This is a genomic window from Mycolicibacterium gadium, from assembly GCF_010728925.1.
Classification (GTDB): domain Bacteria; phylum Actinomycetota; class Actinomycetes; order Mycobacteriales; family Mycobacteriaceae; genus Mycobacterium; species Mycobacterium gadium.
On the sequence record NZ_AP022608.1, the window covers coordinates 3,015,706 to 3,030,279 of the forward strand.

At 66.4% G+C, this 14,574-nt stretch carries 16 protein-coding genes; 4 read left to right on the forward strand and 12 right to left on the reverse strand.

The window, feature by feature from the left end; translation table 11 throughout:
* Positions 1-44 precede the first annotated feature (44 nt).
* The gene (locus G6N36_RS14755) at positions 45-269 is read left to right on the forward strand and encodes a hypothetical protein (RefSeq protein WP_235690056.1); all 225 of its coding nucleotides are present in this window, start codon (positions 45-47) and stop codon (positions 267-269) included.
* A 4-nt stretch (positions 270-273) separates the two neighbouring features.
* Here the strand turns inward: G6N36_RS14755 and G6N36_RS14760 are convergent, their stop codons facing one another.
* The 4 genes from G6N36_RS14760 to G6N36_RS14775 form a co-directional block, all read right to left on the reverse strand.
* A complete protein-coding gene (locus tag G6N36_RS14760) occupies positions 274-1,587 on the reverse strand; it encodes an RNA 5'-3' helicase PhoH2 (protein ID WP_083126816.1) in 1,314 nt (437 codons plus the stop codon).
* A gap of 190 nt (positions 1,588-1,777) precedes the next feature.
* A complete protein-coding gene (locus G6N36_RS14765) occupies positions 1,778-2,605 on the reverse strand; it encodes an acyl-ACP desaturase (RefSeq protein ID WP_163687137.1) in 828 nt (275 codons plus the stop codon).
* Between the two features lie 54 nt (positions 2,606-2,659).
* Positions 2,660-4,108 (reverse strand): glycine hydroxymethyltransferase, encoded by a 1,449-nt coding sequence (locus tag G6N36_RS14770; protein WP_083126748.1) that lies wholly within the window; start codon positions 4,106-4,108, stop codon positions 2,660-2,662.
* 26 nt (positions 4,109-4,134) lie between these two features.
* Positions 4,135-5,349: a DUF885 domain-containing protein gene (locus G6N36_RS14775; RefSeq protein ID WP_179964791.1), complete on the reverse strand. Its 1,215-nt coding sequence runs from the start codon at positions 5,347-5,349 to the stop codon at positions 4,135-4,137.
* 30 nt (positions 5,350-5,379) lie between these two features.
* Between G6N36_RS14775 and coaA the strand changes: the two genes are divergently transcribed.
* The gene (coaA, locus tag G6N36_RS14780) at positions 5,380-6,318 is read left to right on the forward strand and encodes a type I pantothenate kinase (protein WP_163687138.1); all 939 of its coding nucleotides are present in this window, start codon (positions 5,380-5,382) and stop codon (positions 6,316-6,318) included.
* An 85-nt stretch (positions 6,319-6,403) separates the two neighbouring features.
* Here coaA and G6N36_RS14785 read toward each other — a convergent pair whose 3' ends face one another.
* The 4 genes from G6N36_RS14785 to G6N36_RS14800 all read right to left on the reverse strand — a co-directional run bounded on the left by G6N36_RS14785 (position 6,404) and on the right by G6N36_RS14800 (position 9,557).
* Positions 6,404-6,814, reverse strand: a complete 411-nt coding sequence (locus G6N36_RS14785; protein ID WP_163687139.1) for a hypothetical protein — start codon at positions 6,812-6,814, stop codon at positions 6,404-6,406.
* Positions 6,815-6,905: 91 nt separating this feature from the next.
* Entirely contained in the window at positions 6,906-7,319 is a 414-nt protein-coding gene (locus G6N36_RS14790) for a hypothetical protein (protein WP_163687140.1), read from the reverse strand.
* 69 nt (positions 7,320-7,388) lie between these two features.
* A complete protein-coding gene (locus tag G6N36_RS14795) occupies positions 7,389-8,744 on the reverse strand; it encodes a hypothetical protein (protein WP_163687141.1) in 1,356 nt (451 codons plus the stop codon).
* A 15-nt stretch (positions 8,745-8,759) separates the two neighbouring features.
* Positions 8,760-9,557, reverse strand: a complete 798-nt coding sequence (locus G6N36_RS14800) for a (2Z,6E)-farnesyl diphosphate synthase (protein WP_163687142.1) — start codon at positions 9,555-9,557, stop codon at positions 8,760-8,762.
* 53 nt (positions 9,558-9,610) lie between these two features.
* Here G6N36_RS14800 and trhA point away from each other — a divergent pair, with 53 nt between their 5' ends.
* The gene (trhA, locus tag G6N36_RS14805; protein ID WP_163687143.1) at positions 9,611-10,345 is read left to right on the forward strand and encodes a PAQR family membrane homeostasis protein TrhA; all 735 of its coding nucleotides are present in this window, start codon (positions 9,611-9,613) and stop codon (positions 10,343-10,345) included.
* Between the two features lie 7 nt (positions 10,346-10,352).
* Here trhA and G6N36_RS14810 read toward each other — a convergent pair whose 3' ends face one another.
* The 4 genes from G6N36_RS14810 to mca are packed head-to-tail and all read right to left on the reverse strand — an operon-like array spanning position 10,353 to position 13,872.
* Complete coding sequence (locus G6N36_RS14810; RefSeq protein WP_163687144.1) at positions 10,353-10,724, reverse strand: nuclear transport factor 2 family protein; 372 nt, start codon at positions 10,722-10,724, stop codon at positions 10,353-10,355.
* A gap of 10 nt (positions 10,725-10,734) precedes the next feature.
* Positions 10,735-12,759: a thioredoxin domain-containing protein gene (locus G6N36_RS14815; protein ID WP_163687145.1), complete on the reverse strand. Its 2,025-nt coding sequence runs from the start codon at positions 12,757-12,759 to the stop codon at positions 10,735-10,737.
* Positions 12,746-13,003: a hypothetical protein gene (locus G6N36_RS14820; protein WP_163687146.1), complete on the reverse strand. Its 258-nt coding sequence runs from the start codon at positions 13,001-13,003 to the stop codon at positions 12,746-12,748. Before G6N36_RS14820 ends, G6N36_RS14815 begins: the two co-directional genes overlap by 14 nt.
* Positions 13,000-13,872, reverse strand: coding sequence for a mycothiol conjugate amidase Mca (mca, locus tag G6N36_RS14825; protein ID WP_163687147.1), 873 nt, complete (start codon positions 13,870-13,872; stop codon positions 13,000-13,002). The genes G6N36_RS14820 and mca overlap by 4 nt, the downstream gene beginning before the upstream one ends.
* Before the next feature lie 136 nt (positions 13,873-14,008).
* Here mca and G6N36_RS14830 point away from each other — a divergent pair, with 136 nt between their 5' ends.
* Positions 14,009-14,428: a DUF4307 domain-containing protein gene (locus G6N36_RS14830; protein WP_163687148.1), complete on the forward strand. Its 420-nt coding sequence runs from the start codon at positions 14,009-14,011 to the stop codon at positions 14,426-14,428.
* Positions 14,429-14,574 lie beyond the last annotated feature (146 nt).

A 14,574-nucleotide genomic window follows, 5' to 3' on the forward strand; every position in this document is an offset into this window, starting at 1 on the left:
TAGCGTCAAGTCGCCGGACAGAACAGGCTTCCCAGGAGGACTAGGTGAGCGTTGACCAAGCTGCCTCGATTCCGACTCCCGCGGTCTCCGAGAGCACCGCTCTGGTGACGACGGCGACCAGTACCCCGGCACTGTGCACAGGCTTTGCGGTGCTGGGGTTGGTGTCGCTGCTCGATCTGCCGAGGGCGGACCGGGCGGACCGAGTCGTGGCGTTGAGCGGTGCGGCGGCCGCAGGCTGGTTCCTGGTCCGGGGCCGCCGCCGCGCCTAGTCGATCAGGGCAGCGCGCCCGGACTGATTTCCTCGAGCATCTCGGTGACGAGAGCCGCGATCGGGGAACGCTCGCTGCGAAGCAGGGTGATGTGGGCGAATAGCGGGTGACCCTTTAGCTTTTCGATCACTGCGGCCACACCGTCGTGACGGCCTACGCGCAGATTGTCGCGTTGCGCGACGTCGTGGGTGAGCACCACCCGAGATCCCGCACCCAACCGCGACAGCACCGTCAGCAGCACGTTGCGTTCCAACGACTGCGCCTCGTCGACGATGACGAACGAGTCGTGCAGGGACCGACCGCGAATGTGTGTCAGCGGAAGCACTTCGAGCATGCCGCGCGACAGCACCTCCTCCAGCACCGCGGGGCTGGCCAGCCCCTCGAGCGTGTCGAAGACCGCCTGCGCCCAGGGGCCCATCTTCTCGCTCTCGCTGCCGGGTAGGTAACCGAGATCCTGTCCGCCGACCGCATACAACGGCCGGAACACCACGACCTTTCGTTGGGTCCGGCGCTCGAGCACCGCCTCCAGCCCTGCACATAACGCGAGCGCGGACTTGCCGGTGCCCGCCTTGCCGCCCAGCGACACGATGCCCACCGATTCGTCGAGCAGGAGATCCAGTGCCACGCGTTGCTCGGCCGACCTTCCCCGGAGGCCGAACACTTCGCGGTCACCACGAACCAACTGCACCCGCTTTTCGGCGTTCACCCGTCCCAGCGCGGACGAGCTACCACCGAGGAGCCGGATTCCGGTGTGGCACGGCATGTTCCGTGCCGACTCGAGGTCGATTTCACCATCGGCGAAGAGCGTGTCGATCTCGTCGGGTGTGACGTCGACCTCGTCCATCCCGGTCCAGCCCGACGTGACGACGTCCTGCGCGTGGTACTCGTCGGCAGTCAGGCCGACCGCGCCCGCCTTCACCCGCAGGGGGATGTCCTTGCTGACAAGTGTGACCAGTTTGCCCTCCGCGGCGAGGTTGGCCGCGACGGTCAGGATGCGCGCATCGTTGCTGTCGTTGCGGAATCCCGCAGGCAATACCGTCGGATCGCTGTGGTTGAGCTCGACATGCAGCGTTCCACCTTGCGTCCCAACGGGTATCGGCTGATCCAGCCGGCCGTGTTCGAGTCGCAGATCGTCGAACATCCGCAGTGCCTGCCGCGCGAACCAGCCAAGCTCATGATGATGCCGCTTGGCTTCAAGTTCGCTGATGACCACGAGCGGGACCACGACGTCATGCTCGGCGAACCGGGTGCAAGCCCACGGATCCGAAAGCAGGACTGAGGTGTCGAGAACATAGGTCCGCAAGGGCGAATCAGTCACGTAGCGCTCCTCGAGCCCGCGCGGCCCCACGCGAACCGTTCGGCGGACGCTGCGGTACTAGGACCGGGGCCGGTCCTCTCGTGATCAAACGATCGGTACCGCCCGGATAGCAGAGCATGTCGCTAGCCATCGAAAACGACGCTACTCCCGTGGCGCCATATGCGCCGCGCAGGCGCGCCGTGGCTACGGGTTAGCGCTGTGTGAACTGCTGGAGCGCGGGCTCGTCGGCCACACCCCACGCGGTGAGGCGATCGGCGATGACCTGGCGCAGTTGGTCGGGCCCGAAGATGCCGGCCTTGGCCATGTGCTGCACCTTGTCGGCGTAGGCGTCGATGTCGCCACCCACGACGTCGAGCTCGGCGGCGCGCTTGGCGATGGCGTCCATGGTCTCGTCGCGATTGGTCGTCAGCAGGTGCGCGACGAGGTTGGCGAAGAACTCCTCGTGGCGCTCCTCGTCCTTGGCGATGCGGCCGACGAGAGCCTTCAGCGTGGGCTCGGTGATCTGGGCTTCGAGGTTGCGGCAGAAAACCGCGTGCTCGCGCTCGAAGAACGCCATGAACACCAGGCGCTCGACCTGGCTGTACGTGTCGGCGCGATAGCCCTTCATCACGTGTTCGACGCGGACATCCTCGTTGGCGGCCGGATCGATCTCACGGGTGACGACCAGATAGTTGCGCAGCGCGATCGCGTGCAGATGCTCCTCGGCGGTCCACCGGCCGATCCAGCGCCCGAACTTCTCTTCGAGGATGAAGCTGAAGACGAGCTCGCGGTGATAGCCGGCGAGATTGTCCTTGTTGATCAGCAGGATCTCCAGCGCATCGGTGACCACATTGGGCAGCGTCACCTGAGACGGATCCCAGTCCTTCCCGCCGAGGAAGGCGAAGTTCTCACCCTGCTCGAACGGGACGTAGTCGTGGGCGTACCACAGGTCTTCCGAGTCGATATGACGACGCAGCTCCCGCTGCACGACCGGCTCGAGTTCGAGGATCAGCGCATTAGCGACAGGTCTCTGTGCCATGAAAGTAACTGTAACCCGAATTCACAGGTTTCCAAAAATCGCGCGGGGCGTGTCTTACAGCGTGAGCCCCGGATACAGCGGGTTGGCCGCCAGCAGTTCGCCGGCGGCGGCGTGCACGCGGTCGGCGGTGCCGTCGGCCAGCTTGTATTTGGCCTTTGACGTGCCCTCAGCCTCGGTGTTGGACAGCACCTCGACGATCAGCTCGGCGACGCGATCGAAGTCGTCGGCGCCGAATCCCCTGGTGGTCAGCGCGGGTGTGCCCAGCCGGACGCCGCTGGTGTACCAGGCGCCATTCGGGTCGGCCGGAATCGCATTGCGGTTGGTCACGATCCCGGAGTCAAGCAGCGCGGACTCCGCCTGCCGTCCGGTCAGCCCGAAGGACGTCACATCGAGCAGCACGAGGTGGTTGTCGGTGCCGCCGGTGACCAGCGCCGCGTCGCGTTTGGTGAATCCGTCGGCCAGCGCCTGCGCGTTGTCGGCGATGGACTGCGCATACGTCTGGAACGCCGGCTGGCGCGCCTCGGCCAGCGCAACGGCCTTGGCGGCCATCACATGCGACAGCGGTCCGCCGAGCACCATCGGGCAGCCCTTGTCGACTGCGGGGGCGTACTCCTCGGTGGCCAGGATCAGTCCGCCGCGCGGTCCGCGCAGCGACTTGTGCGTGGTCGTGGTGGTGATGTGGGCGTGCGGGATCGGATCCTCGTCGCCGGTGAACACCTTGCCCGCAACCAGGCCGGCGAAGTGCGCCATGTCGACCATCAGCGTCGCCCCGACCTCGTCGGCGATCTCGCGCATCTTGGCGAAGTTGACCCGCCGCGGATAGGCGGAGTAGCCGGCGACGAGTACCAACGGCTTGAACTCGCGGGCGAGAGCGGCGACGGCGTCGTAGTCGATGAAACCCGTCTCTGGGTTGGTGCCGTACTGGCGCTGGTGGAACATCTTGCCGGAGATGTTGGGCCGGAAGCCGTGGGTCAGGTGGCCGCCGGTGTCCAGCGACATGCCCAGCAGCCGCTGGTTGCCGAGTTTGCCGCGCAGGGTCTCCCAGTCGGCTTCGGAGAGGTCGTTGACGTGCTTGGCGCCGAGTTCGGCCAGACCCGGAGCCTCGACCCGAGTGGCCAGGATCGCCCAGTAGGCCACCAGGTTGGCGTCGATACCCGAGTGCGGTTGGGCGTAGGCGTACGGCGCGCCGAACAGTTCGCGTGCGTGCTCGGCGGCCAGCGCCTCCACGGTGTCGACGTTCTGGCAGGCGGCGTAGAACCGGTGCCCGATGGTGCCTTCGGCGTACTTGTCGGAGAACCAGGTGCCCATCGTCAGCAGCACCGCGGGCGAGGCGTAGTTCTCGCTGGCGATCAGCTTGAGCGAATCCCGTTGATCGGCAAGCTCTTTGCGGGTGGCATCGGCGATTCGAGGCTCGACGGACTCGATCACCCGCAGGGCGGCGCGGTAGGCCTCGCTGGCGGTGTCGGCGTACTCGGCTCCCAGACCATTGGACTCTGCAGTCATGCAGCTCAGCCTAGTCGGGCGAGATTTCAAGCGGTCCGCAGCGTCGACGGGATCAGTGGCTCGTCGAGCAGCCGGCCGAACCGCTGGGTCAGCGAAACATCCGCAGGTCGCGCCTCCAGCCATGCCCGCAGCAGCCGATAGCCCTCCACGTAGGTGCTGGTGTAGGCCCGCCACAGCGGCGACGACAGAAACCGCAGCATCTGGCGGGCGCGCTCGTCGTTGACCAGCAGCCAGCGCTTGAGGAACTGGACGACGTCGTCGACGTCACGGTGCTCGTCGTGCAGCATCAGCGCGGCATCCTGGCGCACGTCGGCCAGCGTTGCCGCCGCCTCGGAGACGGCCTGCGCGCGATCGCCGTCGAAACTCAGGCCCAGATCGGCGTAGATCTCGGCGGCCCAGGACCCCCAGTTCGGGCCTATCGCCGCGTACAGCGCCAAGTCGGCCAGCCCCTCGGCCATCAGGCATTGCGGGGTGTTGACGAGGAAGATCGTCTGCTCGGCCTGCCCCTTACCCTCGACCAGTCCGAATTCCTTGCGGCAGTGCTCGGTGTGGTGGCCGGGATAGGACTCGTGCGCCACCAGTCGCGGCAGATTGGACATCTGCTGCTTGAGGTCGGCGTTCACAGCCACCGTCGAGGTGTAGTTGCCCAGGTAGTAGTTGAAGCCCGACCAGGGCTTGTCGGTGACCACCTCGTAGGTGATGGTCTCGGCGTCCGGCAGCGGATACTCGGCGCGCACCCTGTCACGAAGTGCGCTGGAGAACGCGTGGATGCATTCCTCCAGGCGTTCGGGCGGCACCTCCTCACCGGCCCGGTAGGCGGTCATCCGCTCGGCGAGCGACCCGGTGCCGCTCAGTGCCTCATCGAGCTTGGCGTGCGCCTGCCGGTACTGCTCCGGGTCGCCCTTGGCGATGCGCACGTCGAAATACGCGTCGACCTCGTCGACGAAACCGACGTGCTGGCCCGAGAACTTGCGGCCGGCGCAGGCCAGCGCCCGCAGGTGGGCGGCGATGAACTCGGCGCGGCTCTGCTCCAGGTCGGTGCCCGCGTCCAGTTCGGCCAGCAGACGTTCGGCCTGAAGGGTGAGATCGGCGGGCTCCGGGGGCGGTTCGTTGGCGACGATGCGGCGCAACTCCGGATCCCCGGTGAAGGAGTCGACGTAACCATCCTCGACCCGATCGAAGCGCAGTCCGAGCATCAGATATTCACGGATCAAAGTGGTGTTCGACAAGCCCGAGTTCATGCGTCCAACGCTAACTGCAAGACTGGGCGTATGCCGCGGCTGAGCGAGCCGAGCCCCTACGTGGAGTTCGACCGGACCGAGTGGCGTGCGTTGCGTATGTCGACCCCGCTGAAATTGAGCGAGGACGAGCTGCAACGACTCCGTGGTCTCGGCGAGAAGCTCGACCTGCTCGAGGTCGAAGAGGTCTACCTGCCGCTGGCCCGACTGATACACCTCCAGGTCGCCGCCCGCCAGGCGCTGTTTGCGACAACCGCGCAGTTCCTGGGCGAGCCGCAGCAGAATCCGGACCGCCCGGTGCCGTTCATCATCGGCGTGGCGGGCAGCGTCGCCGTCGGTAAGTCCACCACCGCGCGTGTGCTGCAGGCGCTGTTGGCGCGCTGGGAGCACCACCCCCGCGTCGACCTGGTCACCACCGACGGCTTCCTGTACCCCAACGCCGAGTTGGCACGGCGAAACCTGATGCATCGCAAAGGCTTTCCGGAGAGCTACGACCGCAGGGCGCTGATGCGGTTCGTCACGACGGTGAAGTCGGGCTCGGACGCGACCTGCGCGCCGGTGTATTCGCACCTGCTATACGACATCGTGCCCGGCGAGAAGCAGATGATCCGCCATCCGGACATCCTCATCCTCGAGGGCCTCAACGTCTTGCAAACCGGTCCGGCCCTGATGGTTTCGGACCTGTTCGACTTCTCGGTCTACGTCGACGCCCGCATCGAGGACATCGAGCAGTGGTACATCTCGCGGTTCCTGTCGATGCGGGCCGGCGCCTTCGCCGACCCGGCCTCACACTTCCACCACTACTCGACCCTGACCGACGATCAGGCCGTGTTCGCCGCGCGCGACATCTGGCATTCGATCAACCGGCCCAACCTGATCGAGAACATTCTGCCGACCCGTCCGCGGGCCACGCTGGTGCTGCGCAAGGATGCCGATCACGCGATCAACCGGCTGCGACTGCGGAAGCTTTAGACGCGAGAAGACGCGAAAACCCCCAAAATCGCGCCATTTCGGGGGTTTTCACGTCAGCTCGGCTGGTGTGCGTCTTGTCGTCCCGCTACCTGTTGATGCGGCGCACGCCCTGATACTGCAGCTCGGCCATGACCAGGGTGTAGACGCCGGTGGCCAGCGTCGCCACCACACCGAAGGTGGTCAGCGGGAACACGTCGGCAAGGACGAACACCACGCTCAGGACGGTGTAGAACGCGTTGCCGGCAGCGATCACGATTCCGGTCAGTTTCACCGAAGGCCGGGCGGCGAAAACGAAAACGCCGGTCGCGAAGGCGATGAAGAAGGCACCGACCCCGTACTCGAAGGCGGTTGTCGTGCCCGATATCTCGGCGATCCAGCCGGCAAGCGCGATGCCGACGATCCCCATGACGGCGCTGCAGGTCGCGTCGAGTCGCAGCGCGAAGCGCAGAAACGAGTCGTTGGAGGCCCGCAGTTTGGGTGTGGTGGTGGCGGTCATGCGATTTCCTTTCTCGGGGTGGGTGATGGACCGTTCCGGAGCCGACGACGCAACCTCTTACGGCGGCGGCTCCGGACCAGTCATGTGGGGGTCACGCCAATCGGCGCACCCCGAGGTACTGCACGTAGGCGAAGGCCAAGGTGACGACGGTGAAGGCGATGGTCGCGGCGACACCGAATTCGGTCAGGGGCAGCCAACCCGCCACGAGGACGACGGTCACGACGATCGCGAATGCGACGTTTCCGGCCAGCACACCGGAACCGACGCGACGGACGTCGGGCAGGCCGGCGAGCAGGAACAGCGTCGCTCCGTAGACGACGAGCGCCGCACCCGCGATCCACTCGGACGTGGACGACAGACCCGACAGCCGTGACAGCGGATCGGCGGCCATGGCGATCAGCAGACCGAGGCCGGCGCACAGGGTCGCGTCGGCGCGCAGGGCGAACCGCAACAGTGAGTCATCGGATCGGGCTTCCCGGACGGGCCGGGTGGTGATGGCGGTCATGGCTTCGATGCTGCGCAGATGCCACTGCCAGATCGACGCCAGCCGCTGCCAGCTACTGCCAGCCGCAGGTCAGAGGTCTTGTGCCGCCACCAGGTTTCCGCGCAGATCGGCGGCGATCACGCGGGCCGCCGAGTTCTGCCAGTTGTGCAGCGACCGTTGCGGCACCTCGGTCACGAACCACTGCCAGGCCTGACGCGCGACGGGATCGAGCCCTGCGGCGGTCGCGTTCTGCGCGTATGCCCGCACCCCGACGACATAGGGGAAGTACAGCGAGTTGTAGTAGCGCCATTCTTCCGTCGTGCCGAACTCGCCACCGTCACGCGGCTTGAGTCGGGCGATGCGGTCGGCGAGCAGAGCCTTGAGCTCGTTAGCCCGTTCCAGCGGCTGGTCGGGGGCGCCGCGTGCGGCGAGCCGCTCGTCGATCACCGGCAGTGCGGTGAGCGGGCTGGCGACCAGCTTGGACAAGTCGCCGTAGTGGCCGAGGGCTCGGCGGGTGAGCCGGACGAAGGTGTCGTCGTCGATGTGGTCGAGCGGGCCGGCCTTTCGCAACGGCAACGCCGCACCGGTGCTTCGCAGCGCGGCACGGTCGGCGCGCAACCCGGGTGAGCGGAAAAACGCCAACCGGTCCAGCAGGTCGGCCAGTGGATCGGCCAGCACGTTGATCGAGATCGCGATGGCCAGGCTGGTGAACAGCATCACCGTCAACGCGGTTTGCGGGCCGGTGACCGACAGGCCGATCAGCGCCTGCCCGCCGAACAGCACCACGACGACGCCCGTTGCGACGAAGGAACGCAACATGTCGGCCCGCAGAGCCTGACCTTCATCGAAGGCGTCCCACATCGCGACCGCCACACCGAGCAGCACGACGTCGAATCCCGTCGACGCCAACGCCAACCAGCTCGGGACCAGCCCGAGCGGGATGACGATGATCGCGTTGCCGAGTGCGAAGAACAGCGTTGCGACGATGATGTAGGGCACCACCGGCCTGGGTTGCCACGATCCGAACACCGCGCGCAGCATCGCACCGAGCGAGGACAGCGAGATGACGCCGAACATCACCCAGTGACCGAGACGCACCGGGCCGTCGACGTTGCCCGCCATCGCCGCACCCATGAAGGCGCCCACCGCGACCGCGGTCACCGCCACCAGTTCGGTCGCCCTGCTTCGCCACGTGTCGCGGGGCCGCGACAGCTCGAGAAGTACGGCGAACCAGGCGATGCCCGGCACGGTGACGAGGTAGACCTCGACGCTGCTCAGCACCGTCGAGCCACTCTGGGTACGAACGGCGTCCAGCGCCACGACGGTGGCGAAGCTCGTCAGGCCGACAGCGGCCAACACCAGGACGGGCTTACGCGGGTCACGAGCCAGCAGATATAGCCCCAGCCACCAGCTGAGTGAGAAGACGAGCGCCGACAGCGCAGCCATAGACCTAGTGTCGCACTAGATGCCGTAGCGGCGATGACGCGCGGTGTAGTCGCGGAGCGCCCGCAGGAAGTCCACCCGCCGGAACTCGGGCCAGTACGCCTCGGTGAACCACATCTCCGAGTAGGCGCTCTGCCACAACAGAAAACCTGACAGTCGCTGCTCCCCCGAGGTGCGGATCACCAGGTCGGGGTCGGGCTGCCCCGAGGTGTAGAGGTTCTCGGAGATCGCATCCTCGGTGACGGCCTCGATCAGCTGCTCGCCGGTACGACCGTTCGCAAGTTCCTTGGCGAGCAGCTGCCGCACCGCGTCGACGATCTCCTGGCGGCCCCCGTAGCCGACGGCGACGTTGACGTGGAAGGACCCGGCGCCGGCTTGCGATCGCGTCGACTCAACGGCGTCGCGCAAACGCTTGGCCGGCTCCTCGCCGATCAGTTCCAGGTCGCCGACGGTGCGCACGCTCCACCGGTTGGCGGGCGCACAGATCTCTTCGACGACGTCGGTGATGATTTCGATCAGCGTCGCCAACTCAGCGGGTTCGCGCTGCAGGTTCTCGGTGGACAGCAGGTACACCGTGGCCATCTCGACGCCGGCTTCCTGGCACCAGCGCAGCATCTCGGCGATCTTGTGAGCACCCATCCGGTACCCGTAGCTGACGTCGTCGTGACCAGCGTCACGAGCCCACCGCCGGTTTCCGTCACACAGCACCGCGATGTGGCGTGGGAGCTCGGATTTCGAGGAAGCCAGGCCTTGGCGCAACCGCATCTCGTAGAGGCGGTACATCGGTTCCTTGAGTCGCGAAGGAATGATGGCCACCGAATCAGACTACTGTGGCAGTCGAATCCCCCACGGCGTAAGCGGAGGTGAACATGGTGCAGGTAGATGCCGACGAGGCTCAGCAGCCACCGGTGCGCGTCTACGCGGAGGATTTGCCCGAAGCGGTTGTCGATGGTGTCGCCAACTTCTTCCACAAGCCGCGGTTGCGCGGCTGGATCCACGTCTACGCCGCGGTCGTCGCGTTCATCGCCGGCGCGGCATTGGTGTCGGTGTCGTGGTCAGCGGTGTCCACCCGCGCCGGCCTCGCCACCCTGGTTTACACGCTGACGATCGTCGCGATGTTCGCTGTGAGCGGCGCGTACCACCGGATCGAGTGGAAGTCGGCGACGGCCCGAAAATGGATGAAGCGCCTCGATCACTCGATGATCTTCATCTTCATCGCCGGCAGCTACACGCCGTTCGCGGTGCTGGCACTGCCGGAGTCCGACGGCCTGGTCCTGTTGGCGATCGTCTGGGCCGGCGCCATCGCCGGGGTACTGCTCAAGATGTTCTGGCCGTCGGCCCCGCGCTGGGTCGGGGTGCCGCTGTACCTGTTACTGGGCTGGGTGGCGGCGTGGTTCGTCGGGCCGATCATGCACGGCGCGGGCGTCGCCGCGCTGGTTCTGCTGATCGTCGGTGGCGCGCTCTACAGCATCGGCGGCGTGCTCTACGGCCTCAAGTGGCCGAACCCGTGGCCCACTACGTTCGGCCACCACGAGTTCTTCCATGCGTGCACAGCGGTCGCCGCGATCTGCCACTACATCGCGATGTGGTTCGCCGTCTTCTGATCGCCGATCAGAGCTGGGTCATGTTCTCCGGGGTCCAATAGGCCTTCATCGACGCGATCTTGCCGTCGGAGTTGAAGGTCATGACGCTGATGATGTCGATACTCATCTTGGCGTCGCCCATGCTGATGGTCAGCAACCAGTGGAACGCCACCTCGTTACCGAGGGCGCGGAGGGTGAGAACTTCGGTCCCGTTGTCGCCCTGGGGAATGGCCGAGTAGAAGCCCCGGATCGCCTGGCTCCCGATGTGCACCTCGCTGCCGACAGGATCCTCGACGGTGGCATCGTCAGCGTAGAGCTCGACGATGTCGTCGATCTTTCCCGCCGCGGCGTATTCGAGGTAGCGGTTGACGGTCGCGGCGTTGTCCTCAGGCGATGGCATGCGCCGAAGGCTACACGGACACACCGAGCGCGACGGCGAGATCCCCGGCGGAGGTGACCGGCAGGTCACAGGTCCTGCCACGGCATACATACGCGGCGTCGGCGCCGGCCACCCGGTCGCGGTCGGCCAGCAGTTCCGAGGAGTCCACTTCACCGCCCACGACGATCGCCCCACCGGGGGCCAGCGTGCGCGCGGCGGCCAGCAGCTCCGAGCCGACGGGATCGCAGGCGACGGCGATTTGAATGGGCCCGCGCACAGCCGCTTCGGCGACGGCCAGCCAGTGGCCGCCAGAGCGTGCCAGGCGCGCCAGGATGTGTGCGGCACCCGTCAGCGTCGACTCGGCCGCCGATGCATAAACGTCAGCGCGGTGCGCGGGAGCCAGATGTGCCGCCAACTGCAACGACTCGGCGATCAGGGACGCACCGGACGGCGTCGCACCGTCCAACGGATCGGCGGGCCGAACCATAAGGGTTTCAGCGTCATCCGCCGTGTCGTACCAGCGCCCGGCGGTCTCCGAATCGGCGAAATGCCGCAGGGCGATGTCGATCAACAGCATCGCCGAACTCAGCCACGACGTCTCGCCGGTCAGCTGATACAGCGTCAGCAGGCCGGTGGCCAGCGCGGCGTGGTCCTCCAGAATGGCGGCACTGTCGCCGACACGGCCGCCGAGGCTGGCCCGGCGCAGTCTGCCGTCCACGATGTGCAGCCCGACGATCCCGCTCGCGCATTGCGTTGCGGCGTTCAGGAATTCGGGGTCATCGAGCGCCACCGACGCCTCGGCGAGCGCGGTGATCGCCAGTCCGTTCCACCCGGTGACGACCTTGTCGTCGCGGCCGGGCTGGGGGCGCGTCGACCTGGCGGCCAGCAGCGCCGTGCGTACCCGATCGAACCGATCGGCATCGTCGGGGTCACCCGGCAATTGCAGCACCGAGCTGCCGTGTTCAAAGGTGCCGGCTTCGGTGACACCGAAAACCTCTGCGGCCCAACAGCCGTCATCCGGCCCCAACAACTCGGTCAGTTGGGCCGGCGTCCACACGTACGTCAAGCCCTCGTGTCCGTCGGCGTCGGCATCCAGCGACGAGGTGAACATGCCGTCGGCGCCGAGATCGTCGATGAGGAACCGCGCCGTTTCACCGGCCACTCTGCGCGCCAGCGGGTCTGACGTGCGGCGGGCCCAGTGCGCGTATGCGCGCAAGAGCAGAGCGTTGTCGTACAGCATCTTCTCGAAGTGCGGCACCACCCACGCGGCGTCGACGCTGTATCGCGCGAACCCTCCGGCCAGCTGGTCGTAAATGCCGCCGCGCGCCATCGCCGTACAGGTTCGCTCGACCGCCTCGAGGGGCATCAGGTCACCCGTGCGTTCGTGGCTGCGCAGCAGCGCTTCCAGCATCGCTGACGGCGGAAACTTGGGCGCCCCAGTCTGATTGGTGATGAAACCCCCATTGACGGGATCCTCGTGCGCAAGCACGTCGGCGACGGCATGATCACACAGCGACGGCTGAATCGGCGGTCCGCCCCGAGGTAGATCCGACACCATCGACCGCAACTCGCCGCTGATGTGGTCGGAGGTCTCCTCGACGTCGGCACGGCGGGTCCGCCACGTGTCGGAGACGGCGGCGAGCAGTTGCAGGAAGTTGGCCTTGGGGTAATACGTACCGCAGAAGAACGGGCGGCCATCCGGCGTCAGGAAGCACGTCATGGGCCAGCCGCCCTGACCGGTCAGCGCGAATGTGGCGTTCATGTACACCGCGTCGATGTCAGGCCGTTCCTCGCGATCGACCTTGATGCAGACGAACCCCTCGTTCATCGCGGCCGCGACCTGCTCGTCCTCGAACGACTCGTGGGCCATCACATGACACCAGTGGCAGGCCGCGTATCCGACCGACAGCAGGATCGGCACGTCCCGTGCCGCCGCCTCCGCTAACGCCTGCGGTGACCACTCGAGCCAGTGCACCGGGTTGTCGGCGTGCTGGCGCAGGTAGGGACTCGTGGCCCCGCCCAAGGTGTTTCGGCCGGCGAACTCAGCCGGACTCACGCTTGCTCTCGCCGTCGTCAGCAGGCCCGTCGGACCCCCCGCCGGCCTGTTCGTCGGGCTCGTCGAAGGACTTCGGCAGCTTTCGCAGATGACGGTTCATGGACCACACCAAGCCGAACGTGGCGATCAACAACAGCACGAGGACCAGGAGGCCGAACGGGCTGGCCTTGCCGAAGTCCGGACCGGTCTGGCGGGGTGGATCCTGTGCCAGCAGGGTGACGATGGCCAATGCGATGTCGTTCATTCGTCGATCTCGATCCCTGCGAACAAGTCCGTCTCGGGCAGCGACACCGGTACGCGTGACCGTGCCAACTCGAATTCCTCTGTCGGCCAGAGCCGTTGCTGCCATTCGATCGGCGCGCGGAAGAAGTCGCCGTTGGGGTCGATCTGGGTGGCGTGCGCACGAAGCGCGTCGTCTCGCTGGGCGAAGTACTTCGCGCACTCGACCCTGGTGGTCACCCGGCTCTCGAAGATGTCGTGATCGGCTTCCCAGTGCTTGAGCCATTTTTCGAAGGGGCCCACCTCGCCGTGCTTGGCGAACTCGTCCTGAATCAGCTGCATGCGCTTTCGCAGGAAGCCGTGGTTGTAGTACAGCTTCAGCACGTTCCAGGGCTCCCCCGCATCGGGGAACAGCATATGATCGCCCGCGGCTTCATACGCGGCGACCGACACCTGGTGGCACCGGATGTGATCGGGATGCGGATAGCCGCCGTTCTCGTCATACGTCGTCATCACGTGGGGCCGGAACTTGCGGATGACGCGCACCAGCGATTCGGTGGGCTCCTCGAGGGGCACCAGGGCGAAGCAACCGTCGGGCAGCGGTGGCGGCGGGTCGCCCTCGGGCAGGCCCGAGTCGACGAAACCGAGCCAGTGGTGCTCGACGCCCAGGATCTCGGCCGCCTTGGCCATCTCGTCGCGCCGGATCTCGGTCATCCGGCCGTGCACCTCGGGCAGGTCCATGGCCGGGTTGAGGATGTCGCCGCGCTCGCCCCCGGTCAGCGTCGCCACCATGACGCGCACGCCCTCGTCCGCGTACCGTGCCGTGGCGGCCGCACCCTTGCTGGACTCGTCGTCCGGGTGGGCGTGTACCGCCATCAACCGCAGTTCACTCAACCTGTTCTGCCTCATCTATGTCCCGAAGATGTCGCCACTCGGCCCTTACCGATCACGTCGCTCGATTTCAACCATTCCGAGTAGCCCTATAGTTCCAGTTCTGTAGATCCATCCGACCGACGGGCATGAAAACTAGATGATCGAGCGTCCCTCCGCGCGTTATGGGCGCCAGCGTCTGACCCGGCGCCAGCGGCGGTTGATCGCCGGTGGGCTGACCGCGCTGGTCCTGGTGGTCGGGGTGACGATCGCGGTAATCGCGTCGGGGCGGTTCAGCAATGCGGTCAAGGGTGAACTGGGCGGTTACCGCCTGGTCGACGACGAAACCGTCGACGTCACGATCAGCGTGACGCGGGAGGATCCGTCCCAGCCGGTGGTGTGCATCATCCGGGCCCGCGCGATCGACGGTAGCGAAACAGGTCGCCGCGAGGTTCTGGTCCCGCCGGCCGCCCAGCAGACCGTGCAGGTGACAGCCGTCGTCAAGTCCAACAAGCCGCCGGTCGTCGGCGACGTCTACGGCTGCGGCGCCGACGTGCCGTCCTACCTGGTGGCCCCGTAGACACCCGCACGAGACGACGCAACAAACGCCGAACTGCGAATACGTGAAAATCTGCTGTCCCCGCGGTGCTACGATGGATCGATACACGGTTCCCCGTTGGGACCGTGTATTGCTGCATTTAGTGCGCTGATTAGGCGTCGACGACG